This window comes from Massilia orientalis (genome assembly GCF_030411975.2).
Classification (GTDB): domain Bacteria; phylum Pseudomonadota; class Gammaproteobacteria; order Burkholderiales; family Burkholderiaceae_D; genus Telluria; species Telluria orientalis.
On record NZ_JASNRB020000005.1, the window covers coordinates 47,003 to 71,726 of the forward strand.

At 67.9% G+C, this 24,724-nt stretch carries 26 protein-coding genes; 12 read left to right on the plus strand and 14 right to left on the minus strand.

The features are described 5' to 3' along the window. The first annotated feature begins 4 nt into the window (after positions 1–4). Both QPK29_RS08665 and QPK29_RS08670 read left to right on the plus strand, forming a co-directional pair. Positions 5–655 carry a TetR/AcrR family transcriptional regulator gene (locus QPK29_RS08665; protein ID WP_371768627.1) on the plus strand — a complete coding sequence of 217 codons (651 nt, stop codon included), beginning with the start codon at positions 5–7 and terminating at the stop codon, positions 653–655. Further along, positions 643–1,194: a GNAT family N-acetyltransferase gene (locus tag QPK29_RS08670; RefSeq protein ID WP_371768628.1), complete on the plus strand. Its 552-nt coding sequence runs from the start codon at positions 643–645 to the stop codon at positions 1,192–1,194. The genes QPK29_RS08665 and QPK29_RS08670 overlap by 13 nt, the downstream gene beginning before the upstream one ends. Positions 1,195–1,198: 4 nt before the next feature. Here the strand turns inward: QPK29_RS08670 and gcvA are convergent, their stop codons facing one another. Further along, positions 1,199–2,080, minus strand: coding sequence for a transcriptional regulator GcvA (gene gcvA / locus QPK29_RS08675; RefSeq protein WP_371768629.1), 882 nt, complete (start codon positions 2,078–2,080; stop codon positions 1,199–1,201). Between the two features lie 97 nt (positions 2,081–2,177). Between gcvA and QPK29_RS08680 the strand changes: the two genes are divergently transcribed. Together QPK29_RS08680 and QPK29_RS08685 are read left to right on the plus strand one after the other, a co-directional pair. After that, positions 2,178–3,578 carry an amidase gene (locus QPK29_RS08680; protein ID WP_371768630.1) on the plus strand — a complete coding sequence of 467 codons (1,401 nt, stop codon included), beginning with the start codon at positions 2,178–2,180 and terminating at the stop codon, positions 3,576–3,578. Position 3,579: 1 nt separating this feature from the next. Then, complete coding sequence (locus QPK29_RS08685) at positions 3,580–4,755, plus strand: MFS transporter (protein WP_371768631.1); 1,176 nt, start codon at positions 3,580–3,582, stop codon at positions 4,753–4,755. Here QPK29_RS08685 and QPK29_RS08690 read toward each other — a convergent pair whose 3' ends face one another. Both QPK29_RS08690 and QPK29_RS08695 read right to left on the minus strand, forming a co-directional pair. Next, positions 4,756–5,373: a glutathione S-transferase family protein gene (locus tag QPK29_RS08690; RefSeq protein WP_056123022.1), complete on the minus strand. Its 618-nt coding sequence runs from the start codon at positions 5,371–5,373 to the stop codon at positions 4,756–4,758. Positions 5,374–5,433: 60 nt separating this feature from the next. Beyond that, entirely contained in the window at positions 5,434–6,126 is a 693-nt protein-coding gene (locus tag QPK29_RS08695) for a helix-turn-helix transcriptional regulator (protein WP_056123019.1), read from the minus strand. Positions 6,127–6,315: 189 nt separating this feature from the next. On the opposite strand from QPK29_RS08695, the gene QPK29_RS08700 reads away from it, so the two are divergent. Genes QPK29_RS08700 through QPK29_RS08715 form a run of 4 tightly spaced genes read left to right on the plus strand, consistent with a single transcriptional unit; the run spans position 6,316 to position 8,728 of the window. Then, the gene (locus tag QPK29_RS08700) at positions 6,316–6,582 is read left to right on the plus strand and encodes a hypothetical protein (RefSeq protein ID WP_371768632.1); all 267 of its coding nucleotides are present in this window, start codon (positions 6,316–6,318) and stop codon (positions 6,580–6,582) included. 13 nt (positions 6,583–6,595) lie between these two features. Beyond that, a complete protein-coding gene (locus tag QPK29_RS08705) occupies positions 6,596–7,486 on the plus strand; it encodes a sensor histidine kinase (RefSeq protein WP_371768633.1) in 891 nt (296 codons plus the stop codon). 2 nt (positions 7,487–7,488) lie between these two features. Then, positions 7,489–8,271 carry a LytR/AlgR family response regulator transcription factor gene (locus QPK29_RS08710; RefSeq protein ID WP_371768634.1) on the plus strand — a complete coding sequence of 261 codons (783 nt, stop codon included), beginning with the start codon at positions 7,489–7,491 and terminating at the stop codon, positions 8,269–8,271. 22 nt (positions 8,272–8,293) lie between these two features. After that, positions 8,294–8,728, plus strand: coding sequence for a VOC family protein (locus tag QPK29_RS08715; protein ID WP_056123008.1), 435 nt, complete (start codon positions 8,294–8,296; stop codon positions 8,726–8,728). A gap of 102 nt (positions 8,729–8,830) precedes the next feature. On the opposite strand, the gene QPK29_RS08720 is transcribed toward QPK29_RS08715, so the two are convergent. The 7 genes from QPK29_RS08720 to xapA all read right to left on the minus strand — a co-directional run bounded on the left by QPK29_RS08720 (position 8,831) and on the right by xapA (position 17,211). Continuing rightward, positions 8,831–9,568, minus strand: coding sequence for a DUF2076 domain-containing protein (locus QPK29_RS08720; RefSeq protein WP_056123005.1), 738 nt, complete (start codon positions 9,566–9,568; stop codon positions 8,831–8,833). A 111-nt stretch (positions 9,569–9,679) separates the two neighbouring features. Then, on the minus strand, positions 9,680–10,087 hold the full coding sequence (locus tag QPK29_RS08725; protein ID WP_056123002.1) for a cytidine deaminase: 408 nt from the start codon (positions 10,085–10,087) through the stop codon (positions 9,680–9,682). A 111-nt stretch (positions 10,088–10,198) separates the two neighbouring features. Beyond that, positions 10,199–11,521, minus strand: coding sequence for a thymidine phosphorylase (deoA, locus tag QPK29_RS08730; protein ID WP_371768635.1), 1,323 nt, complete (start codon positions 11,519–11,521; stop codon positions 10,199–10,201). A 139-nt stretch (positions 11,522–11,660) separates the two neighbouring features. Further along, on the minus strand, positions 11,661–14,051 hold the full coding sequence (locus QPK29_RS08735; RefSeq protein WP_371768636.1) for an aldehyde dehydrogenase family protein: 2,391 nt from the start codon (positions 14,049–14,051) through the stop codon (positions 11,661–11,663). 15 nt (positions 14,052–14,066) lie between these two features. Next, positions 14,067–15,023, minus strand: a complete 957-nt coding sequence (gene deoC, locus QPK29_RS08740; RefSeq protein ID WP_371768637.1) for a deoxyribose-phosphate aldolase — start codon at positions 15,021–15,023, stop codon at positions 14,067–14,069. Next, positions 15,020–16,213 (minus strand): phosphopentomutase, encoded by a 1,194-nt coding sequence (locus tag QPK29_RS08745; RefSeq protein WP_371768638.1) that lies wholly within the window; start codon positions 16,211–16,213, stop codon positions 15,020–15,022. The genes deoC and QPK29_RS08745 overlap by 4 nt, the downstream gene beginning before the upstream one ends. Before the next feature lie 146 nt (positions 16,214–16,359). After that, on the minus strand, positions 16,360–17,211 hold the full coding sequence (xapA, locus tag QPK29_RS08750) for a xanthosine phosphorylase (RefSeq protein ID WP_371768639.1): 852 nt from the start codon (positions 17,209–17,211) through the stop codon (positions 16,360–16,362). A gap of 213 nt (positions 17,212–17,424) precedes the next feature. Between xapA and QPK29_RS08755 the strand changes: the two genes are divergently transcribed. The 3 genes from QPK29_RS08755 to QPK29_RS08765 are packed head-to-tail and all read left to right on the plus strand — an operon-like array spanning position 17,425 to position 20,373. Beyond that, entirely contained in the window at positions 17,425–18,540 is a 1,116-nt protein-coding gene (locus QPK29_RS08755) for a carbohydrate kinase (RefSeq protein ID WP_371768640.1), read from the plus strand. A gap of 2 nt (positions 18,541–18,542) precedes the next feature. Then, the gene (locus QPK29_RS08760; RefSeq protein WP_371768641.1) at positions 18,543–19,463 is read left to right on the plus strand and encodes a pseudouridine-5'-phosphate glycosidase; all 921 of its coding nucleotides are present in this window, start codon (positions 18,543–18,545) and stop codon (positions 19,461–19,463) included. Positions 19,464–19,470: 7 nt separating this feature from the next. Further along, the gene (locus QPK29_RS08765) at positions 19,471–20,373 is read left to right on the plus strand and encodes a LysR family transcriptional regulator (protein ID WP_371768642.1); all 903 of its coding nucleotides are present in this window, start codon (positions 19,471–19,473) and stop codon (positions 20,371–20,373) included. 4 nt (positions 20,374–20,377) lie between these two features. Here the strand turns inward: QPK29_RS08765 and QPK29_RS08770 are convergent, their stop codons facing one another. Then, a complete protein-coding gene (locus tag QPK29_RS08770; protein WP_371768643.1) occupies positions 20,378–21,340 on the minus strand; it encodes an MBL fold metallo-hydrolase in 963 nt (320 codons plus the stop codon). 122 nt (positions 21,341–21,462) lie between these two features. Between QPK29_RS08770 and QPK29_RS08775 the strand changes: the two genes are divergently transcribed. Then, positions 21,463–22,341: a LysR family transcriptional regulator gene (locus QPK29_RS08775; RefSeq protein ID WP_371768644.1), complete on the plus strand. Its 879-nt coding sequence runs from the start codon at positions 21,463–21,465 to the stop codon at positions 22,339–22,341. Positions 22,342–22,346: 5 nt separating this feature from the next. Here QPK29_RS08775 and pcp read toward each other — a convergent pair whose 3' ends face one another. The 3 genes from pcp to QPK29_RS08790 are packed head-to-tail and all read right to left on the minus strand — an operon-like array spanning position 22,347 to position 24,668. Further along, positions 22,347–23,018, minus strand: a complete 672-nt coding sequence (pcp, locus tag QPK29_RS08780) for a pyroglutamyl-peptidase I (protein WP_160409608.1) — start codon at positions 23,016–23,018, stop codon at positions 22,347–22,349. Positions 23,019–23,025: 7 nt separating this feature from the next. Continuing rightward, positions 23,026–23,982: a DUF979 domain-containing protein gene (locus QPK29_RS08785; RefSeq protein ID WP_371768645.1), complete on the minus strand. Its 957-nt coding sequence runs from the start codon at positions 23,980–23,982 to the stop codon at positions 23,026–23,028. Continuing rightward, positions 23,979–24,668 (minus strand): DUF969 domain-containing protein, encoded by a 690-nt coding sequence (locus QPK29_RS08790; RefSeq protein ID WP_056122959.1) that lies wholly within the window; start codon positions 24,666–24,668, stop codon positions 23,979–23,981. Before QPK29_RS08790 ends, QPK29_RS08785 begins: the two co-directional genes overlap by 4 nt. Between the last annotated feature and the right edge of the window lie 56 nt (positions 24,669–24,724).

Genomic DNA, 24,724 nt, shown 5'->3' on the forward strand with positions numbered 1-24,724 from the left:
ACCCATGACCATCGCCCCCGTCAAACACAGGGTCAGCCATCGCGACAAAGTCGAAGCGACCATCCTCGGCGAAGCCGTGCGCCAGTTCGCCGAATGCGGCTACGAAGGCACGTCGATCGCCACCGTCGCCGAGCGCGCGGGCCTGTCGAAGCAGAACCTGATGTACTACTTCCCGACCAAGCAGGCCCTGTACCAGCGCGTGCTCGACAACGTGCTGGACGACTGGCTCGCGCGCATGGCCAGCCTCGCGGATCCGGGCAAGGACCCGGGCGATGTCCTGCGCGCCTATGTGCGCGCGAAGCTGACGTTCTCGCGCGAGCAGCCGCTCGCGTCGCGCGTGTATGCGATGGAAGTGATCGGCGGCGCCAAGCTGTACGCCGACCAGATCCGCCGCCGCGTGATCCCGCTGCTGCGCGCCGACATCGCCGTGTTCGAGCGCTGGATCGCGGAAGGAAAGATCGCGCCCGTCAACGCCACCCATCTGCTGTTCGCCGTGTGGGCGATGACGCAGTCGTACGCCGACTTCGCCGCCCAGATGACGCTCGTGCTCGACCGCGAACAATTGGAACCATCCGACTTCGACGACGCCGAACGCCTGATCACGGGCATGGTCCTCGCCGCCGTCGGCCTCCAGGAGAATCCATGCCCACCCTGAGCCCCATCGAACTGTTCACGCCCCGCCTGAAACTGCGCTGGATGGACGAGCGCGACGTCGACGCGCACTATGCCGTGTTTGCCGATCCGGAAGTGGCGCGCTACTGGAGCAGCGGGCCGTGGACGTCGCTCGACCAGTCGCGCGAGCATATCGCCGCCACCCAGGCCGCCTATGCGGACGGCAGCGGCATGCGCCTGGGCGTGGAACTGATCGACACGGGAGAACTGATCGGCAACGTGAGCCTGCACCGCTTCGTCGACACCAGCCGCCGCTGCGAAATGGGCTACGCACTGGCCCGCGCCCACTGGGGCGGCGGCTACGTCAGCGAGGCGCTGCGCGCGCTGCTGGCCTACGGTTTTACGACGCTGGACCTGAACCGCATCGAGGCCGACGTCGACCCGCGCAACGGGGCGTCCGCGCGAGTGCTGGAAAAGCTCGGGTTTCACAAGGAAGGCTATATGCCCGAGCGCTGGATCGTGCAGGGCGAGCCCGCCGATACGGTGTATTACGGCCTGCTGCGCCGGCACTGGAACGGGTGATCCGCTAGTCCACCGCCAGGATCCAGTCGCGCAGCGCGGCCACCTTCGGGTTGTCCTGCCGGGCCTCCGGATAGATCAGGTAGTAGGCGAACGTCTCCATGTGGGCCGGTTTCGCGAGGCTGACCAGGCGCCCGGCGTCCACCTCGTGCGCCACCATCGCGGCCGGCAGCAGGCCGGCGCCCTGCCCGGCCAGGACTGCAGCGAGCAGCAGGCTGGCGTCGTCGAACGACGGGCCGCGCGGCAGCGCGACGTCGTCCACGCCGTTTGCCTGGAACCACAAGCTCCATCCCTTGCGGTCGGCGTCGTGCACGTGCGGCCAGCGCGCCAGGTCCGCAGGAGATGACGGTAAGCCAAGGCGTTCCACGAGGGCCGGCGCGGCCACCGGCACGATCTCGACGGAGGCCACGCGATAGCTGCGCAAGCCGGGATAGCGGCCCGCGCCGTGCCGGACGGCGACGTCCACGCCGTCGCGCGCAAAATCCGCCAGCGCGGTGCTGGTCACGATATGCAGGTCGATGCCGGGATGCGCGTCGCGGAACCGCTGCAGGCGCGGCATCAGCCACGCGGACGCGAAGAACGGCGTGACGCTCAACGTCAGCGTGCCGGCATCCGCGGATGCCGCGAGGCGCTGCGTGGCCTGCGCGATCTGCCGGAAGGCGTTGCGCACGGGCGGCAGGTAGTCGCGGCCCGCCTGGGTCAGCAGGATGCCCCGGTTGACCCGCTCGAACAGCTTTACGCCGAGGTGCTCCTCCAGTTGCCGCACGAGCTGGCTGACGGCGCCCGGCGTCACGCACAACTCTTCCGCCGCGGCTTTCACGGACAGGTGCCGCGCGGCGGCTTCGAACGCGCGCAGCGGCTTCAAGGGCGGCACCGGTTCACGGATCATTTAGAAAATCTCAATTGAAACAGACAGGAAAACTCGGTTGTACCACTGTCACGCCGAGGCTACAGTACCCGCATTGTAAGCCGATTCAGGAAAGAGAATGACTAAACCGACAGACGTCCTGCACTATCGCGACATCGGCGCGCTTGCGGCCCTGATCCGCAACCGCGACGTGTCTTCCCGCGAGGTGACGCAAGCGCTGCTCGATCGCATCGCCGCGCTCGACGGCGACCTGCATGCGTACGCGCTGGTGCTGGCCGACGCCGCGCGCGCGCAAGCCGACGCGGCCGACAGGGAGATCGCGGCCGGCGGATGGCGCGGGCCGCTGCACGGCGTGCCGATCGCGGTGAAGGACTTGTTCGACATCGAAGGCGTGCCGACGCGCGCCGGCATGCGGCTGCGCAGCCAGCCCGTCGCCACCCGCGACGCGACGGTGGTGCGGCGCCTGCGCGACGCCGGCGCTGTCCTCATCGGCAAGCCCGAGCTCACCGAAGGCGCGTATTCCGATCACCACCCGGCCGTCATCCCGCCGCGCAACCCGTGGCACGCGGACTATTGGCCGGGCATCTCGTCGAGCGGTTCCGGCGTCGCCGTCGCGGCAGGCATGGCATATGGCTCGCTGGCCTCGGATACGGGCGGGTCGATCCGCTGGCCGTCCGCGGCGAATGGCCTCACGGGACTGAAGCCGACGTGGGGCCGCGTGAGCCGCCACGGCGCGGCCGAACTGGCGGCGTCGCTGGACCATGTCGGGACCATGGCCCGCAGCGCCATCGACGCCGGCATCCTGCTGGGCGCCATCGCGGGGGCCGATCCGGACGACCCGACGGCGTCGCTGATGCCTGTCCCCGACGACACGGCAGGCGCCGGCGTCGCGGGCTGGCGCATCGGCGTGGACGCGGCGTGGAACCGCGACGGCGTGGACGCCGGCACGCGCGCGGTGCTCGCCGAGGCGCTCGCGACGTTTGCCGCGCTGGGCGCCGACATCGTCGACGTCCGCTTCCCCGACGTCGCGCAGGCCGTCGCCGACTGGGTGCCGCAATGTGCCGTGGAGGCGGCCGTGGCGCACCGGGACCGCTATCCGCGCATGCAAGCGGATTACGGCGCCGTCCTCGCGGCGGTCATCGAGGCCGGCAAGGCGTTGTCCGGCACCGATTACCAGGCCATCCTGCTGCGGCGCGCGGCCTTCCGCGGCCGTGTCGACCGGGTCCTCTCAGCCGTCGACGTCCTGCTCACGCCCGTGCAACCGTTCGCCCCGCTCACGCTCGCGCAGATCCGGACGCTGGGTGAGCAGCCCGACCTCATCGCCGGGCTGCAGCGCTACACGTGCCCCTTCAACATGTCCGGCCATCCGACGCTCACGCTGCCGGGCGGCTTCACCGACGCTGGCATGCCGGTCGGCCTGCAACTGGTGGCGCCCCGCTGGCGCGAGGACGCGCTCGTGTGCGCCGGCGCCGCGTTCCAGGCGCGAACGCCGTGGCACCGGCGCCATCCGGAGCGCTAGCATGGGATCGCGTGTCTTCTACGGCTGGGTCGTCGTCGCGGCGGCGTTCGCGGTCTGTTTCGTCGGATTCGGCTGCGCGTACACGTTCAGCGCGTTCGTGCCGGCGCTGCAGCGGGACTTCGCGGCATCGCGCGGGTCCGTGTCGCTCGTGTTTTCGCTGGCGGGGTTCCTGTATTTTGCGCTGGGCGTCGTCAGCGGCCCGCTCGCGGACCGCTGGGGCGCGCGCCGCCTGGCCATGCTCGGCATGCTGCTGGTGGGCGCCGGCCTCGCGCTGGCCGGCGTCGCGCGCAGCCTGCATGCGGTGTACGCGGCCTACGGCCTCGGCGTCGGCCTGGGCATCGGTTGTGCGTACGTGCCCGCGCTGGGCGCCGTGCAGCGCTGGTTCGTCACGCGCCGCGGCGTCGCGTCGGGCCTCGCCGTCAGCGGCATCGGCGTCGGCACGCTGGTCATGCCCCCGCTCGCGACCGCGCTGATCGACGCGCTGGGATGGCGCGGCGCCTACCTCGCGCTCGGCTGCGGCGCCGCCGTCGCCGGCATCGGCATGGCCGCGCTCATTGCCGACGATCCCGTCGACAAGGACATGGGGCCGGCCCGCGTCCATGCCGGCATGCTGCTGCGCGAGGCCGTCCGGTCGCGGCAATTCGCATTGCTGTACGCGGCCTGCCTGGTCTGCTCGTTCGGGGTGTTCGTGCCGTTCGTCCACCTGGTGCCGTATGCGCTGGACCACGGCATCGGCCAGAAGGACGCGGCTTACCTGCTGGGGTCGATCGGCATCGGCAGCACGCTGGGCCGGTTCTTCCTCGGTGGACTGGCGGACAGGGTCGGGCGACTGGCCTTCCTGCTGGCGATGTTTGCGGGCATGGCTGCCGCACTGGCGGTGTGGGCCGTCTCGACGGGCTTCCTCGCACTGGCCGGGTTCGCCCTGCTGTTCGGCCTGTTCTACGGCGGCTGGGTCGCGATCATGCCGCCCGTGGTGACGGATTTGTTCGGCAACCGCCAGGTCGGCAGCATCATCGGCGTCCTGTACACGAGCGTCGCGGTGGGTACGCTCCTCGGTCCCACCGCGGCCGGCTACCTGTTCGACGCGAGCGGCAGCTACACGGTGCCGATCGTGGCCAGCGTAGCCGTCAACGTCGCCGCGGCGGGGATCGCCGCGCTGGTGGGCAGGCCGGCCTGATCACCATTCGTGCGCCGTCCGCTGCCACGCCGGCAGCGCCTGGATGCGCTCGAACCAGGCCAGCAGGTGCGGATACGCATCCAGCGGCAGGTGCGCCCTGTCCTTGTACATGAGCGGCGCCGCGACGGCGTAGTCGGCCAGGGTCACGCCGTCGCCGGCAAGCCAGTTGCGCGTGGCCAGGTGCTGGTCCAGCACGCGGGCCGCCTCGGCCAGGTCGGCTGCGCCGCGCGCGACTTCCGTCGGATCGGCGTCCTGGCCGGTGACGAATTTCTTCCAGAGGTGTTCCCACGTGAACACGCCGATGGCCGGAGCGAAATGCTGGCAGGCCCAGAACATCCAGCGGCCGACGTCCGCGCGCGCCCGGCGCTCCTGCGGCCACACGGTCTGGCCGGGCGTGCCCTCGGCCAGGTATTGCATGATCGCGCACGATTCCCACAGGATGAAGTCGCCGTCGATCAGCACGGGCAGCTTGGCGTTCGGATTGACCTCGCCAAGGCGACGGCGGTCGTCCTGGCTGGCCAGGTTGATCTGGATGAGGTCGAACTCGATGCCGAGGTGGTCGGCCGCCAGCAGCACGCGGCGGGTATTGGACGAGTAGTGGTTGTAATAGAGCTGCATGGCCGTCTCCTGTGGGTTGGTTGATGCGTTTATGTTAAGACGGGCCACTGACAGATCCTGTCAGGAGTATTCCGGAATGTCGTACAGCTTGCGCCACTCCCGCAGCAGCTGGTGCCGCGGCGACGGATAGCGCTCCGTGCTCGGTTCGGCCCGGACGATGCGGTCGACGCGGAAGTGGCGGATCGCATCGCGCAGTTCGCACCACGCCGCCATCACGCGCTTGCCCTCGAAGAACGCGAGCGCGAACGGCCACACGATGCGCTCCGTCGCCGTGTCGCGCTCGTCGCGGTAGGCGATGCGCAGCTTGCACTGGCGCCGGATCGCCTCGCGCGCGGGCTGGATGAACGCCTCGACCGGCGCCGCTTCCGGAAAGGCCGGCACCCACAGGCTCATCTCGGCCATGTGGTCGCGCAGGTCGCGCGGCGTGGCCGTCGCGATCTTGGCCAGGGAGCGGTCGGCCGCGTCGGACAGCGCCGCGTCGCCCTGCTGGCGCACCCAGCGCGCGCCCAGCACGAGGGCTTCCAGCTCGTCGGCGTCGAACATCAGCGGCGGCAGGAAAAAGCCCGTGCGCAGCACATAGCCGACACCGGCCGAGCCCTCGACGGGCGCGCCCAGTTGCACGAGCGTCTGGATGTCGCGGTAGATCGTGCGTTCCGACACGCCGAGGCGTTCGGCCAGGGCACTGGCCGTTACGGGGCGGCGGTGGCCGCGCAGGGCGTCCATCAGCTGGAACAGGCGTCCGGTGCGGCTCATGGCAGGCGTAAAAGTTTCATGGACGACATCATATTACGCCGGACCGGCGGGGTCCAGACGCCCCCGCCCATCCGGCCGCACGACCAGTCATCCCGCATTTTCGGCAGTTCGTCGGCGCCCCGTGGCCACGATGCCTGCAGGGATGTAGAGTGACTCCATCGAAACAAGTTCCAACCGCAAGGAGTGATCATGACCAGGACCTACCACCGCAGCTTCGGCGCCACGCTGGAAGACCTCGCCCGCGACATCGTCGACGCCTGCCGCCGCGCCGCGCGCGCCATCGCCGTGATGCCGTGGCCCGCGATACTGGTGTGCTGCATCGCCCTCGCCGTCGTGATCAGCATCCTGCCGCTCGCATTGTTCCTGTTCGTCCTGTTCATGGGCATCAAGGTGATCATCGGCGCATTCGTCGTGGACCAGCGCCGCACAAGCCGCGACCACTACAGCGAGAAATAAGCAGGAGAGCATCATGCGCGCCAGCGACATCAACCGCGTACTCGACTTCGTACGCGACGCCTTCCACGAAGCCAGCAAGCTGTGGTGGCGCTTCTTCGACTGGCTCGCCGTCGTCGAATGGCGCCAGCTGTTCCTCACGTGGTTCTTCGTCGTGATCTTCTTCCAGCTCGTGAATACGCCCGAGCCGGGTTTCTGGTACATCTTCATCTCGTTCGCCGTCAAGGTGCTGGCGGGCGGCAAGCGCAAGGCGGAGCTGATGGCGCGCGAAGCCACGGCGCAGGCCAACGTCGCCACGCTGGAACGCCGCCTGATGGAGGCGCAGATGGCCGCGCTGCAGGCGCAGGTCGAACCGCACTTCCTGTTCAACACGCTGGCCCTGATCGGCCAGCTGATCGAGACGGACCCGAAGGAAGCGGCGCGCGTGCATGCCCACCTGATCGACTACCTGCGCTCGACCCTGCCGCAGATGCGCCAGCGCGGCGGCGCGACACTGGGCAAGCAGGTCGAGCTGTCGCGGGCTTACCTCGCCATCATGCAGGCGCGGATGAAGGAACGGCTCAACGTGCGCTTCGACGTACCCGACTTCCTCGGCAGCGCCCCGTTCCCGCCGATGATGCTGCAGACCCTGATCGAGAACGCCATCAAGCACGGCCTGGAGCCGAAGATCGAAGGCGGCACCGTCGTCGTACGCGCCCACGTGGTGGGGGCTGACCTGCACGTGGAAGTGTGCGACGATGGCGTCGGCATCGACCCGCACGCGGACGACGGCGTCGGCCTCGCGAACATCCGCGAGCGCCTGCAACTGCTGTACGGCGCGGAAGCGTCGCTGGCCATCTCGACCCCGCCGGGCGGCGGCGCCTGCGCCACGATCCGGCTGCCCTACAAGATGATGGAGGATGCTTGAACATGGTTACCGCCCTGATCGCCGACGACGAAGCCCCGATGCGCGACCTGCTGCGCGCACGCCTGCGGCAGGCGTGGCCCGACCTGCAGATCGTCGCCGAGGCCGCGAACGGCGTGGAAGCCGTCGAGCTGGGCGAAAAGCTGCGGCCCGACATCGCCTTCCTCGACATCCGCATGCCGGGCCTGTCCGGCATCGAAGCGGCGCGGCGGCTGTACGAGAGGTCGCACATCGTGTTCGCCACGGCCTACGACCAGTACGCGCTGGACGCGTTCGAACAGGGCGCGCTCGACTATCTGCTGAAGCCCGTGTCGGCCGAACGGCTCGCGACCACCTGCGCGCGGCTGCAGGCACGCCTGCGCAAACGTTCGTCGGCCGATGCCGCGCCCCCACAGGATATCGGCCAGCAACTGGCGAAGCTGACCACCTTGCTGGAAACCAAGGGCAAGCCCGAAAAGCCAACTTACCTGCGCTGGATCCAGGCCCAGGTCGGCGCCAGCCTGCGCATGGTGAGCACGCGCGAGATCCTGTTCTTCCAGTCGGACGAAAAATACACGCGGGTGCAGACGGGCGCTGCCGAGTTTCTGATTCGCAAGACGCTGAAGGAATTGCTGGACGAACTCGACCCGGACGAATTCTGGCGCATCCACCGCTCGACGCTCGTGCGCGTGGACGCCATCGCCGAAGTGAAACGCGACCTGCGCGGACGCCAGATGCTGAAGGTGCGCGGCTATCCGGGCGAGTTGGAAGTGAGCCGCAACCACAGCTATCTGTTCCAGCAGATGTGAATCAATCCCATAGGAGACCGCCATGCCCTCGATCGCCATCCCCTGCCTGCGCTACCGCGACACCCCGGCCGCCATCGACTGGCTGTGCGAAGTCTTCGGCTTCGCCTGCCAGGTCGCCGTGCCCGGCATCGACGGCGCCATCGCCCACGCGCAACTGACGCTCGGCGACGGCATGATCATGCTGGGCTCGGTCAGCGACGAGGGAGAATATGGCAAGGTGCTCGTGCAGCCGGACGAGATCAAGGGCCGTCAGACCCAGACCGTCTACCTGCAGGTGAACGACGCCGACCGCGTGTGCGAGCGCGCGCGCAATGCCGGCGCCATCATCCTGCAGGAACCGAGCGACACAGAGTTCGGCAGCCGCGGCTTCATGTGCCGCGACCTCGAAGGCCATGTGTGGAATGTGGGGACGTACGACCCGTGGAAGCCGGAGGATTTGTTTGCCACGAATTCATAGCTACCGTCGCCCCCGCGGAGGCGGGGGCCAAATGTAGCATGCGCCGTCGAGACGCTGAACTTGGATTCCGCCAAGGGGGACGCCTGGTCCGGGAGCGACGTTCTAGCTGAACAGCCCTTCGTCGGAACCATCCCCGTCGAAAAAGCCCTGCCCGCCGTCGATGCTGCCATTGTCGACACTGCTGTCGAACAACCCTTCCGACGAGCCATTGTCCAGCACACGGTCCACATCGCCCAGCCCCGCCTGGTCGGCCAGTGAGCTGCCGGACTGGTCGCTGAACAGGTTGTTGCTCGGATCGTCGCTGTTCAACAAGCGGTTGCCGCCTTGGTCGTGGTGGCCGAACATGTTCTCCAGGCCCTGGAAGAGGAAGCCGCCGGCCGCGACACCCGCCGCCGTCGCGGCGATCGAGCCGAGCGTGCCGCCAAAGCCGCCGAAGCCGCCGCGCAGGAAGCCCGACGACGGTGCCGACTGATATTGCGGCTGCTGATACTGCGGCTGATTTTGCGGTTGGGATTGGTACGGCTGCTGGGTATCGCGCTGGTAGGACTGCGCCGGCGGCGTCCTGCCGCTATTGCCCCACGAGTTTGCGTCGAGGAATTTACCGTCGTCACCTTGCTGACCGGAACGTACCTGGTTTTCCAACGACGCGATGCGGTCCTTGGCATTGTTCAGCGCCTGTTCGAGCAGCAACGCCCTTTGCACCAGCAGGTAGGCGGCATCGGGCTGCTGGGCCACGGCGCGCTGGATCAGGGCATCCGCTTCCGGGTCTTTCTGGATGCCGCGGGCCTGGATCAACTGGCTCAGGAAATCGTGCAACATCTGCGAATCTTGCGGGCTCATGACGTCTGCTCCTTTGAATGGTCGGATAGCCCACATGTTGTGGGCCCGTCCTTGAATTCAAGTTTGACAGCATCCGGGCAAGATTGCCTTAAACGGCGCTGAACCGTGCGCTCAAGACTTCTGGAGGTCGCGCCCGCCGAACGCGTTCGGCAACTGCGCGGCCGCGGTCGTCTCCATCACGTCGCCCTTCAGGTTCGCCAGCACGACCGCCAGGTCGTTGCCGCCCAGTTCCAGGATCACCTGGCGGCAGGCGCCGCACGGGGCGATCGGACCGTCGGTGTCGCCGATCACGGCCAGCGCCGCGAAGTCGCCCGGTACGTAGCCGTGCGCGATGGCGGAAAAGAATGCCGTGCGCTCGGCGCAGTTGCACAGGCCGTAGGATGCGTTCTCGACGTTACAGCCGCGGAACACGCGGCCGTCCTTCGTCTCGAGCGCGGCGCCCACCTTGAAGCGCGAATAAGGCACGTAGGCCAGTTCGCGCGCGGCGCGCGCTTCGTCGATCAGTGTTTCGTATTTCATGGGGACTCCCAGGAGCGTCGTCCCCGAAGGCGGGGGCCCAATTTTGCTTGCGTATCGACTACGCAGGTAACTTGGGCTCCCGCCTCCGCGGGAGCGACGGTAGATATGATCTTATGGGCGAATGGTCTTGTAGATCATCGGCTGCGCGGCAGGCTGTTCGGCCGCGATGCGGTAGGCCGCCTGCACTTCGCGCACGGCGCGTTGCGCGGCATCCTGCGTGCGCGCGTGGACGAGCGCCAGCGGCTGGCCCGCTTCCAGTCGCGTGCCCAGCTCGACGAGGTCCGTGAGGCCGACGGCGAAGTCGATCGGGTCCTGTGGACGGATACGCCCGCCGCCCAGGCCGACGACGGCCAGGCCCAGGCCGCGGCAATCCGTCGCGTACGCGTAGCCCGATTCGAGCGCCGGCACAGGCACGACGACCGGCGCCTTGGCGAGGTGCGCGTCCGGATTGTCCATCAGGTCGGCCGGACCGCCCAGCGCCTTGACCATGCGCGCGAAACGCTCGGCCGCTTCGCCCGAATCCAGCGCGTGCTGCAGCCTGGCGCGCGCCGCCTCGTCGGTGGCGGCGAGGCCGGAGATGACGAGCATCTCGGCGCACAGCGCCATCGTCACTTCGTGCAGGCGGGCCGGGCGCGATTTACCCGTCAGGTAGTCGATCGCGACGCGCACCTCGACGGCATTGCCGGCCGCCGGGCACAGCGACTCGTTCATGCCGGTCAGGATCGCGGACGTGCACGTGCCGGCACCGTTGCCCACGTGGACGATGGATTCCGCCAGCTCGACGGATTTTTCATACGTCGGCATGAACGCGCCGCTGCCGGCCTTGACGTCCATGACGAGGGCGTCGAGGCCCGCCGCCAGCTTCTTCGACAGGATCGAGCCCGTGATCATGGCGACGGATTCCACGGTGGCCGTCGTGTCGCGGATGCTGTAGAAACGCTTGTCGGCCGGCGCCAGCTGCGCGGTCTGGCCGATGATGGCGACGCCGACGTCCTTGACGATCTTGCGGAACAGTTCCGGATCCGGCACGGTGCAATAGCCGGGAATCGAATCGAATTTATCGAGCGTGCCGCCCGTGTGACCGAGGCCGCGGCCGGAAATCATCGGGACAAAGCCGCCGCATGCCGCGACCATCGGGCCGAGCATCAGCGACACGACGTCGCCGACGCCGCCCGTCGAATGCTTGTCGACGACGGGGCCGGGCAGGTCCAGCGACTTCCATTCCATGACCTGGCCGGAATCGCGCATCGCGAGCGTGAACGCGACGCGCTCGTCCATCGACATGTCGTTGAAGTAAACGGCCATCGCGAGCGCGGCGATCTGGCCTTCGGTGACGCTGCCGTCCGGGATGCCGCGCACGAAGAAGCGGATCTCTTCCGCGGTCAAGGTGCCGCCGTCGCGTTTTTTACGGACGATTTCCTGGGGGAGGAACATAGGTTATCCCGTTTAAGAGTTTTCTCTAAAACGTCGTTCCCGCGGAAGCGGGAACCCATGCTGAGCGATCGAAGTCGACTTCGGTGCCTCAGTATGGATTCCCGCCTGCGCGGGAATGACGGGCTTGGGGTTCCGGGCCTTACACGCCGTACGGAATCCACACATTCTTGACCTGGCTCGCGTGCTGCAGCACCGCGCGCCCGCCCGCCTGCTTCGCATCGAACCAGTCGCGCCCTTTCGCGCCGCCCGTCCACGTGCGCTTCAGCGACTCGGCCGACAGGCGCTCGACTTCCGCGCAGCCTTCCGCCGAGCCATCGTGGCGCCACACGGCATCCACGTCGAAGTGCGACGCCAGCGTGCGGGCCAGTTCGTCGTGGCTGCCCGTGACGATGTTCAGCGCGCCGCCCGGCAGGTCGGACGTGTCCAGCACCTGGTACAGGTCCGTGCTCGAGAGCGGATGCGCTTCCGACGGCACCGCCACGACGCGGTTGCCCAGCGCCAGTGCCGGCGCGACGAGCGAGATGAAGCCCAGCAGCGGGTTCTCGTTCGGGCACACGATGCCGATCACGCCCACCGGTTCGTTCAGCGCGACGGTGATGCCGTGCATCGGCGGCTGGTGCGCCAGGCCGTCGTATTTGTCGGCCCATGCGGCCCAGTAGAACAGGCGCTCGATCGATGCCTGCACTTCGCGTGCCGCATCCTTGGCACCTGTCTGCGCGGCGATGCGCGCCGCGAATTCGTCGGCGCGGATCGCCAGGTTCTCGGCGATGTAGTACAGCACCTGCGCGCGATTGTGCGCGGTCGCCTTCGCCCAGCCGGACGCCTTGTGCGCCGCTTCGACGGCGTTGCGGATGTCCTTGCGGTTGCCCTCGCCCACGTCGGCCAGGAACTCGCCGCCCGCGCCATGGATCGCGCGGCTGTACGCGCCGTCCGGGCGCGCCTGTTTGCCGCCGATGTACAGCTTCGCCGTGCGGTCGATCGTGAACGGGCTGTCGCCACTTGCCAATTTTACCTTGCCCTTCTCTGCCACGACCGGTGCGGCCGGACGCGCATCTTCCGCCAGCGGCACCAGGTATTCCGTCATGCCCTCTTTACCGCCCTCGCGGCCGAAGCCCGATTCCTTGTAGCCGCCGAAGCCGCAGGCGGCATCGAACTGGTTCGCCGTGTTGATCCACACGACGCCGGCCTTGATCTGGGGAGCGACGTCCAGCGCGAGGCTGATCGACTCGCTCCACACGCACGCGGCCAGGCCGTACACGGTGTTGTTCGCGAGTTGCACGGCTTCGCCCGGCGTGCGGAAGCTCGACGCGACGAGCACGGGGCCGAAGATCTCGGTTTGCGACACGGTGGCCGACGTCGACGCGCCCGTGATCAGGGTCGGCAGATACCACGAACCGGCAACCGGCGTTTCGCCTTGCGGCTGCCAGATCTCACAGCCTTCGGCACGCGCGGCTTCCACGAGGCCGTGGATGCGCTGCTGCTGCACCGGATCGACGAGCGCACCGATGTCGTTCGATTTGTCCAGCGGCGAGCCGACGCGCAGGTTCTGCATGCGCGCCTTGACCTTCTCGATGAAGCGCGGGTAGACGCTTTCCTGCACGAGCAGGCGCGAACCGGCGCAGCAGACCTGGCCCTGGTTGAACCAGATCGAATCGACGAGGCCTTCGACGGCCGCATCCAGGTCGGCGTCGTCGAACACGATGAACGGCGACTTGCCGCCCAGTTCCAGCGACAGTTTCTTGCCCGTGCCGGCCGTGGCCTTGCGGATGATGCGGCCCACTTCCGTCGAACCGGTGAACGCCAGCTTGTCGATGCCCGGGTGATTGACGATCGCCTCGCCCACGCGGCCGTCGCCCGTGACGATGTTGACGACGCCCGCCGGCACGCCGGCCTGCTGGCAGATCTCGGCGAACAGCAGCGCGGTCAACGACGTGTACTCGGCCGGCTTGAAGACGATGGTGTTGCCGGCGGCGAGCGCGGGCGCGATCTTCCAGGCCAGCATCAAGAGCGGGAAGTTCCACGGCACGATCTGGCCGACGACGCCGACGGCGCGGTAGTCCGCGAATTCTTCCGACTGCAGCTGGGCCCAGCCGGCATGGTGATAGAAGTGACGGGCGGCCAGCGGCAGGTCGGCGTCGCGCGTTTCGCGGATCGTCTTGCCGTTGTCCAGCGTCTCGAGCACGGCGAACAGGCGCGCGTGCTTTTGCAGCAGGCGCGCCAGCGAATACAGGACTTTCGCGCGGCCGTGGCCACCGAGGGCAACCCAGCCCGGCTGCGCGCGGCGCGCGGCGTCCACGGCGCGGTCGACGTCGGCCTGGCTCGCTTGCGTCACCTGCGCCAGCTCGCTGCCGTCGGCCGGGTTGAACGAGCCGAACGTCGCAGTGTCGTCACCTTCGGCATCCGTCCAGGCCCCGTCGACGAACAGGCCGAAACGGCGGCCATGGGCGTCCAGCCATGCTTGCGCTTCCTTGGTGCTCTCGGGTGCGGGGCCGTAATCCATCGTTTGCAGAATCTCTTTAATAGTGGGCATGACAGGTCCGATCGATCAAGGTTGCGCGTGACGATGGGCGGCCGAATAGCTGCCCGTGACGTAGTGTTCGAGCTGGCGCTCGATGTCGGTCAGGAGGCTGGAAGCACCGATGCGGAACAAATGCGGTTGCAGCCATTCGTTGCCCAGCTCTTCCTTCATCACGGTCAGGTATTGCAATGCGGTCTTGGCGGAGGACACACCCCCGGCCGGCTTGTAGCCGACCTTGTAGCCGGTGCGTTCATAGTACTCGCGGATCGCTCGTACCATCACCAGCGACACGGGAATGGTCGCGTTCACACCTTCCTTGCCGGTCGATGTCTTGATGAAATCGGCGCCTGCCATCATGCAGACCCACGATGCTTTTGCTACGTTTTCCAAAGTGACGAGATCGCCCGTCGCGAGGATCGCCTTCACGTGCGCCTCGCCGCACGCCTGGCGGTACGCGACCATCTCGTCGTACAGCGCCCGCCAGTTGCCCGTCAGGACGTGCTGGCGCGTGATCACGATGTCGATCTCGGTGGCGCCCGCGGCCACGGACAGTTCGATCTCGCGGATCTTCGTTTCGAGGCTCGACAGGCCGGCCGGGAACGCGGTCGACACTGCGGCGATCGGCAGGCGGCCCTGCAGCACCTGCGCGGCCGGCTGGATCATCTCGTGGTAGACGCACACGGCGCCCGTCGTCAGGGAGTCAAGGCCCAGCGCCTGCACCAGGTCCGCGCGCAGCGGACGAATCGCCTTGCGGCACAGGCGCTCGACGCGGCCCGGGGTGTCGTCGCCGGACAAGGTCGTCAGGTCGATGCACTCGATGGCGCGGATCAGCCACGCGGCCTGGTATTCCTTCTTGACCGTGCGGCGGTTCGCGAGGCTCGCGGCGCGGCGGTCGGCGGCGTTGCGGTTGACCTTCAGGTGGTTGATCCAGCCCAGGTCAAGATCGATCGCGGTATTACGTTTGAAATCGAGGTTCGGGCTCATAGCAAAGCGGTTCCGTTGGCAGTAGGTTTGACGCCGAGGTGGTGCGCCAGGGTGGCGCCGATGTCGGAGAACGTGTCGGACACGGGCAGCTCGCGCGCCGGCGCGGCCGGGCCGAAGAACAGCATCGGGATGTGTTCGCGCGTGTGGTCCGAACCGGCCCACGTCGGGTCGCAGCCGTGGTCCGCCGTGATGACGACGAGGTCGCCCTCTTTCAGCTTGCCGATGAAGTCCGGCAGGCGCGCATCCAGTTCGTGCAGCGCGTTCGCGTAGCCCGCGACATCGCGGCGGTGGCCGAAGTGCATGTCGAAGTCGACGAAGTTTACGAACGTCAGCGACTTGTCCGGCGCGGTATCGGCCACTTCCAGCAGGCGGTCGAACAGCGCCATGTTGTCGGCGCCCTTGATGAGTTGCGTGACGCCCTGGCCGGCGAAGATATCGCTGATCTTGCCCAGCGCGATGACCTCAAAGCCGGCATCCTTCACGTGGTCCAGCAACGTGGGCGCGACGGGCGGCACCGCGTAATCGTGGCGGTTGCTCGTGCGCTTGTAGTTGCCGTTGCTGCCGGTGAACGGACGCGCGATCACGCGGCCGATGTTGTACGGCTTGACCAGCTCATAGGCGGCTTCGCACACCTGGTACAGGCGCTCGAGGCCGAAATGCTCTTCGTGCGCGGCGATCTGCATCACGGAGTCGGCCGACGTGTAGATGATCGGCTTGCCGGTCGCGACGTGCTCGTCGCCCAGTTCCGTGATGATCGTCGTGCCGGACGCGTGGCAGTTGCCCAGCCAGCCCGGCACGTCCGTGATCCCGGCCAGTTTATCCGTCAGCTCTTGCGGGAACGTGGGCACCGTCTTCGGGAAGTAGCCCCAGTCGAACAGCACGGGCACGCCGGCGATTTCCCAGTGGCCGCTCTGCGTGTCCTTTCCCGTCGAGCGTTCGCGCGCGACGCCCCAGGCACCCGTGAAACCGTCGCGTTTCGCAAAACCCGCGGGCCACTCGCCGCTCGCCTTGTGCGCGGCGGCGCCGAGGCCGATGGCTTCCAGCGTGGGCAGCGACATCGGCTTGCCCGCATCCGCGGCCCACTTCGCGATGTGGCCGAGGGTGTTGGCGCCCGTGTCGCCGTATTTGTCGGCGTCGGGCAAGGCGCCCAGGCCGAAGGAGTCCAGCAGGAGGATGAATGCGCGTGACATGTCTATTTTTCCAAGTCAGATAACACGTCATTCCCGCGGAGGCGGGAATCCATACTGAAGCCCGGAACTCGACAGCGTCGGCATTACCCGTAACGATTTCCAGCACCTCAGCATGGGTTCCCGCGTCCGCGGGAACGACGGTGTGTCTAGGCCGCGTTAGTCGTTTTACCCAGTCGTTCAATAAACCCGTGGATCAGCGTGACCATATCCTTGGCCGCAACCGCAGCATACTTCAGGGTCTGCTCGTGCGACAGCGGGAACGGGGTCAGGCCTTCGGCCAGGTTCGTGATGGCGGACATGGCCGCGACCTTCAGGCCGCAATGACGGGCCGAGATCACTTCCGGGACGACCGACATGCCGACGACGTCCGCGCCCAGCGCCTTGAACGCGCGGATCTCGGCGGCCGTTTCGAAGTTCGGGCCCGGGCAGGCGAGGTACACGCCTTCGTTCACGGTGATGTTCTTCTCCGCCGCGGTGGCCTTGATCAGGTCGCGCATGTCGGCATCGTACGCATTGGCCATGCTGAAGAAGCGCGGGCCGAAGCGGTCGTCGTTCGGGCCGGCCATCGGGCTGCCCGGCAGCAGGTTGATGTGGTCCGTCAGCACGACGACGCTGCCCGCATCCACTTCCGGACGCAGCGAGCCGGCGGCATTCGTCACGAACAGCAGTTCGCAGCCGATCAGTTTGAAGGTGCGCACGGCCGACGTCATCACGGCCGGGCCATAGCCTTCATAGAAGTGGCCGCGGCCCTTCATGCACACGACCGGCACGCCCGCCAGCGTTCCCAGCACCAGTTCGCCCGCGTGGCCGTGCACGGTGCTGATCGGGAAGCCCGGCAGGTCGGCATAGCTGATCGATACCGCATCCTCCATCTGCTCGGCCAGCACGCCGAGGCCGGAACCGAGGATCAGGGCCACGCGCGGCGTGAAGCCCGGCTTGCGGGCGCGGATGACGTCGGCGGCTTCGAAGGGGGTGTTGCTGAACTGGTGAGTAGTCATTGTCGCGGTCTGGTCGAGGATGGGGCGGCGGGATGCACCAAAATATGTCAACTATGCATGAATGCCGATTGTGTTGGCAAATACCATTTTTCTGGGGTATTTATATCTTCACGCAATAAATTCGCGCTAGACTTTAGCCATGCATATGTCCGCGTTGACCTTGCGCAAACAAATGTTTAAGATGAAAAACAAAAGTTTAATCCACCCGTCATCGTGACAGAACCGTCGAAGAAACAACAGCTCTACGAGGCCATCCGCGCGAATCCTTTCATTTCGCAGCAGGAGCTCGCCAACCAGCTCGGGCTGTCGCGCTCCGCGGTCGCCGGCTATATCGCGGGCCTGATCCGCGAGCGCAAGCTGCTCGGGCGCGCCTACGTGCTGCCGGACCACCGCCCCGTCGTGTGCGTGGGTGCGGCGAACCTCGACCGCAAGCTGCGCTCGACGGATACGATCGCCCTGCGCACGTCGAACCCGGCCAGCCAGAGCGAATCGTTCGGCGGCGTGGCGCGCAACATCGCCGAGAACCTCGCCCGGCTGGGCACGACGGTCGCGCTGCTGACCGCGATCGGCGCGGATTCCTCCGGCGCCGCCCTGCTCGACCACGCGGACAGCCTCGGCATCGACGTGCGCGGCGCGCTGCGTCTCGACGGCTGCTGCAGCGGCACCTACACGGCCGTGCTGGACCGCGACGGCGAGATGGTCGTCGCGCTGGCCGACATGGCGCTGTACGACCGCATGGAGCCGGCGTTCGTCGACGCGCGCCAGGCGCAGCTCGCGGGCGCCGCGCTCGTCGTCGCGGACCTGAACCTGCCGCGCGACACCGTCGCCGCCCTCGCCCACCAGGCGCGCCACAACGCGACACCGCTCGTACTCGTCGCCGTGTCCGAACCGAAGATGGCGCGCCTGCCCGACGACCTGTCCGGCGTGCGCCTGCTGATTCTCAACGCCGGCGAGCTCGCGGCGCGGGTCGGGCGTCCCCTGGTCGACGACGCTGCGCTCGCGGAGGCCATCCGCGCCGTGCAGGCCCAGGGCGCGCAAGACCTGATCGTCACGCGCGGCGCGCGCGGCGTCCTCGTCAGCGTGGGCGCTGCCATCGTCGACCTGCCCGCGCCGCCGGTCGACGTCGTCGACGTGACGGGTGCCGGCGACGCGTTCGCCGCGGCCGTCTGCTGGTCGCTCGTGCAGGACGCCGGGACCGAAGACCTCGTGCTCGCGTGCCGCCGCGGCCTGCATTTGTCGGCTCTCACCCTGGGCGTGCCCGAGACCGTGCATCCTGGCCTGGGACCGGACAGCCTCGCCACCGAATCCCCTCCGCTTTCACAGGACTGAACATGCAAGCCTTCCTCCAGTTTTCCCCCGAAGTGCAAGCCGCGCGCGCGGCCGGCAAACCCGTCGTCGCGCTCGAGTCGACGATCATCTCGCACGGCATGCCGTACCCGCAGAACGTGCAGACGGCGCGCGAGGTCGAGCAGGTGATCCGCGACGCCGGCGCGGTGCCGGCCACCATCGCCCTCATCGACGGCCGCATCTGCGTGGGTCTGGCCGACGACCAGCTCGAACAACTGGGCAACGCGCAGGATGCGTTGAAAGTGAGCCGGCGCGACCTCGCGTACGTGCTGGCCGAGAAGAAGCTGGGCGCGACGACGGTCGCCGCCACGATGATCTGCGCGGCGCTGGCCGGCATCGAAGTCTTCGTCACGGGCGGCATCGGCGGCGTGCACCGCGGCGCGGAGACGAGCTTCGACATCTCCGCCGACCTGCAGGAACTGGCGCGCACCAACGTCGCCGTCGTGTGCGCGGGTGTGAAATCCATCCTCGACATCGGCCTCACCCTGGAATACCTGGAGACGCATGGCGTGCCGGTGGTCAGCGTCGGCCAGCCCGGCTTCCCCGCGTTCTTCACGCGCGAATCCGGCTTCGACGCCGACTTCCAGCTCGACACGCCGGAACAGCAGGCCCGCTTCATCCGCACCAAGTGGCAACTGGGCCTGACGGGCGGCGTCGTCGTCAGCAATCCGGTGCCGGCGGAATCCGCGCTGAAGAACGAGGAGATCGACGGCATCATCGCGCAGGCCCTTCGGGAGGCCGCCGACCAGGGCGTGAAAGGCAAGGCCGTGACGCCGTTCCTGCTGGCCCGCATCAAGGACCTGACGGGCGGCAGGAGTCTCGCCACGAACATCGCGCTCGTGAAGCACAATGCCCTCGTCGGCGCCCGCCTCGCGGTGGCGCTGCACGCGGCTGCCCACGTTTGAGACCACCATGTCGATCGACCTGAAGCAACTGAAATACTTCCTGGCGGTGGCCGAAGAAAAAAGCTTCAGCCGCGCCGCCGAGCGCCTGCACATCTCGCAGCCGCCGCTGTCGCAGCAGATCATGAAGCTGGAGAGCGAACTGGGCGTGCGCCTGTTCGCGCGCACGACGCGCAGCTTCGAGCTGACGGTGGCCGGCAAGGCGCTGATGCACGAAGCGGCCGACCTGCTGGGCCGCATGCGCATGACCATCGACACCATCCGCCAGATCGACCGCGGCGAAGTGGGCCGCCTGCGCGTGGGCATCGTCGGTTCGGCGATGTGGGGCCCGATCCCCGGCCTGCTGGAACAATTCCAGAGCCAGTTCCCGCGCGTGACGTGGACCATCCACGAACTCGGCCCGAACGACCAGTGGGACGCGCTGCGCGGCAAGCAGATCGACGTGGGTTTCTGGCGCGAGCCGAAGATCGACGAGGACATGCTGAGGAACGCCGGCCTGCGCCAGGAACTGGCTTTCCGCGAAGACGTGTGCGTCGCGATCAACGCCCAGCATCCGCTCGCGCAGCAGGATGCGATCGAACTGATCGCCATCGCCGACGAGCCGATGCTGACCCTGCACCTGGACCAGTCGGCCGAGCCGCGCTACCTGATCCAGTGCTGCGTCAACGCAGGCTTCCAGCCGACGATCTTCCAGGAAGCCGCGGAGCCGCAGACCCTGCTCGCGATGGTCGGCGCGGGACTCGGCGTGGCGCTGATGCCGGCGACGACGAGCCGCATCGGCTGGCCCGGCGTGCGCTTCCTGCCGGTGCGTACCAATCCACCGTCGGCCAATCTGTACATCACGTATCCGACGCAGGACGATGCGCCGGTGGTGCGGGCATTCCTCAAGATCCTGCATCCCACCGCCGAGTGATCGTCTAGCGCAGCGAACTGTAATTCAGCGGCGCCCACGCGTAGCCGCTGCCGCTGCGCTCGACGTGGCCGAGGCCGGGGAACGGCGTGTGCGCCGCCGCCACGATATAGCCGCGCGCCGCTGCGTCGGCGAACAGCGTCTCGCGCTGGCGCCGCGCCGCGGCGGCATCTTCGTCGAAACGGATCGTCACCTGCGGCTCCGCCATCTGCACGTCCTTCGCATGCACCGCGTCGCCCACGAAACGGAGCGTCTGCCCGCCCGCCGTCAATTCATACATCGTGTGGCCCGGCGTATGCCCCGGCACCGGCACCGCCCGGATGCCGGGCACCACCTCGCCGGGACCGTCGAACGTCCGCACCCGGCCCGCCTTCCGGTAAGGCGCGAACGCCGCCAGCGCCTCGTCGATCACGTGGACGCTTTCCGGCCGCACCTTCGCGCGGTTGGCCGGATCCAGCCACGCATCGGCATCGCGCCTGGCCACCACCACCTCCGCGTTGGGCAACACGGCCTTGCCGTCTATCGCCAGGCCGTTCGAATGGTCGCCGTGGATGTGCGTGAGCAGCACGGCGTCGACGTCCTCGGGACGATAGCCGGCGGCACGGATGCTGTCCGCCAGGTGGCCGCCGTGCGCGCCGAAGCTGGCGCCGGCGCCGGTATCGATCAGCACCAGCTGTTTGCCGGTGTTGACGAGGAAGGCGTTGATCGACGTCTCGACCTGGGTGCCGAGGTGGTGGAACGCCAGCACGTCCTTCACGTGGGCCGCGCTCGTATTCGTCAGCAGCTTGTCGAGCGGGATGGTCACGGTGCCGTCGGACAGCGCGGTGATCTCGACGTCGCCGAGCAACACGCGATAAAAACCGGGCGCCTGGGTGCGCACCTGGGGCGCGGCCGCGTGCGCGGCGGGCAGCCATGCGGGCGCGGCCAGCAGCACGGCGGCGGACAGGAACAGGGGTGAAAGCGTGGTCATGGTGAACTCCTCTGGCGTTGAACGATGCATCCATGATCCAATGGCGCACGACATCAATCAAATCGATTATCGAGATTATGGGAATCAGTGAAAATGATTTCAGGGGCGTCGACCTGAATCTGATGGTGACATTTCTTGTGCTGATGCGCGAACGCAGCGTGTCCGCCGCCGCCCACAAGCTGTTCCTCGGCCAGCCGGCCGTCAGCGGTGCGCTGGCGCGGCTGCGCCAGTTGTTCGGCGACGAATTGCTCGTGCGAGGCACGCGCGGCATGGAACCGACGCCGCGCGCGCTCGACCTTGCAGCGGCCATCGAACCGGCCGTGGCGCTGCTGCAAAAGGCGATCGCCGTGCCGCCGGCCTTCGACCCGGCGAGCAGCGAGCGCCTGTTCGTCGTCGGCATGCCGGACTGGGTCGAGCACTGGCTGATGCCCAGCCTGCTGACGCGGGTGCGCCGGCTGGCGCCGCGCGTGCGCATCGTGCTCAAGGAAAGCAATCCGTTCGCCGTCGGCGACATGCTGGACAAGGACGAGATCGAACTCGGGGTGGCGGCGCTGCGAACCGGCCCGCGCTGGCAGCATCAGCGGCCGCTGCGCGAGATGGGGTTCCGCTGCGTGTACGACCCGCGCCAGCTGCCGTTCGCGGGCGCCGTGACGCTGGCGCAGTACGTCGCGGTGCCGCACCTGCTGGTGAGCTACCGGGGCGCCGTCGAAGGCACGGCCGACGCGGTACTGGCCGGGCTCGGGCTGCGCCGCGACGTGTGCTACACGACGCCGCGCTTCTCGGCGGTGCCCGGCGTGCTCGGGGCGAACGCCATCGTGTCGACGGTGCCGGAAGTGCTGGCGGACCGCTGGGCCGCGGCGGGCCTGCTGGCGTCGAGCGCGCTGCCCATCGCGATGGACCGCTTCACCGTGTCGATGGCATGGCATGCGCGGCGCGACGACGACGCGGCGCTGCACTGGCTGATGGGTGTGATCGAGGACGAGGCGCGCGCGGCCCCGTGACGGCCTCAATGCGTGGCGCCGCCCGCCTCGTGGGTATCGGTCTCCGTCACCACCGCCACCTCCACCGCGATCCTGAGCGCATCGACGATGTCGCGCAGCGCCATCGACGGCGGCCGCTCCGGACGATCTGCCGCCTGCTCGGGCAGGAACGGCACGTGGATGAAGCCCGCCTTCACGGGTTGCCCGACCGCGTGGTGCATCAGGCCGTAGAACACGTGGTTGCACACGAACGTGCCGGCCGTCTGCGACACGCCGGACGGGAAGCCGCGCAGGCGCAGCGCCTTCACGATGGCCTTGACGGGCAAGGTGGTGAAATAGGCGGCCGGGCCATCGGCAGCGATCGGCGTGTCGACGGGCTGGTTGCCCGCGTTGTCGCGGATCGACGCGTCGTCGACGTTGATGGCCACGCGCTCCAGCGACATCTCGGAACGGCCGCCGGCCTGGCCGACGGCGATCACGATGTCGGGCTTGACGCCCGCGATGGATTCGCGCAGCACGTCGAGGGCGGTGCCGAACACGCACGGCAGCTGGCGCGCGACGACCGCGAAGCCCGGTCCGGACCAGCCGTCCAGCGCGCGCACGGCTTCCCACGACGGGTTGATGGTGGCGCCGTTGAACGGTTCGAATCCGGTCAGCAGGACGGTCCTGGTGGGCACTTGAGTGGTGGGTGCGGTCATGGTCGGCTCATCGATACATCAGGAAGTACAACAGGACGATATTCGCGCCCAGCAGCGGCAACGCGGTCGGCAGCTGGGCCTTGATCACGGCATTCTTGTCGGGCAGTTCGAGCAGTGCCGCCGGCACGATGTTGAAATTCGCCGCCATCGGCGTCATCAGGGTGCCGCAATACGCGCTGAACATGCCGATCGCGGCCATCACGGCCGGGTTCGCATGGTACACCCCGACCAGCACGGGAATCCCGATGCCGCCCGCGATGACGGGGAACGCGGCAAAGCCGTTGCCCATCACGACGGTAAATAATGCCATGCCTACGCAGAACGCGGCGCAAGCCAGCAGGCGCGAATCGAGCGGGATGTAACTCGTCGCGACGTGGGCCACGGCCTTGCCCACGCCCGCCTCGGAAAACAGCAGCCCGAGCACCGCGAGCATGTGCGGCAGCACGACGGCCCAGCTCATCGCGTCGATCAGGCGCCGCGCCTCGCGCACGCCCTGCAGCGGCGTCGCGCGCGTGAGCCAGCATGCGAGCGCCAGCGCGGCGATGCTGCCGCAGCCCATGCTCACCAGGGTCAGGTTCTTCGGATCCAGCAGGTAACGCATGCCGACGTGGACGTCCTTCAGCACGACCGAACCGAGCATCGTCACGACGGGAATCGCCAGCGCCGGCACGAGCAGGCGGTTGCCCAGGCGCGCGGCGGTGGATTGTCTTTGATCTTCCGGCAGCACGTCCGCCTTCCCCGGCCGCACGAATCCGAATCCGGCGACCAGCGCCATCGAGATCATCAGCACGCCCGCGACGCTTGGGGGCAGGCGTTCGCCCAGCAGGTAGACGAGCGCGTACAGGCCCCAGAACAACGCCGTCGTGTAGCGGCGCGGATTCGTTTTGTCGCCCAGCGTCATGAGCGCGCAGGCGGCGAACAGCAGGCCGACGAGCAGGTAAAAGAAGTCGAGAGATACGATCATCGCGCGGTCTCGCGGCGGATGCGGGCGTCGAGCCGGCGCAGGTTCCACGCGTGGATCACGAACGCCGTCACCGCCGTCGGGATGCCCCACAACGCCATGTGGATGGGATCGACGTCCAGGCCCTCGGCTTTCAGGATCGTCTGCATCAGCACGATGGCGCCGAACGCGACGAACACGTCCTCGCCGAAGAACAGGCCGACGTTGTCCGTGGCCGCGCTCATCGCCCGGATGCGCTGGCGCAGCGGTTCGGGCAGGTGCCCGTGGCGCGCCTCGGCCGCCGCCTCCGCCATCGGCGCGACGAGCGGACGCACCATGTTCGGATGGCCGCCCAGGCTCGTGAGGCCGAACGCGGCGGCCACCTCGCGCGCCAGCAGGTACACGGTCAGCAGGCGCCCCGTCGTGGCCGAGCGGATGCGCGCGATGCTGGCCTGCGCGTGCTCCTTCAGGCCAAAGCGTTCCAGCAGGCCGATCGCGGCCAGCGGCAGCAACAGGATCAGCGGCAGGTTGCGCGTCTTGATGAACGCCGTGCCGAGCGATTCCAGCAGGTGCAGCAGCGGCAGGTGCGCGGCCCAGCCGGTCACGCCGCAGGCCACGATCACGACGAGCACCGGATTGGCGCGCAACACGAATCCGGCGGCCACGGCCGCAATGCCGAGCAGCGGCCACAGGTTGACGGCAGATTGCATGATCCTCCAGCGGTTGTGGTTGCGTGCGGAATCTTAACCTAGAGCTAGCTCTGCGC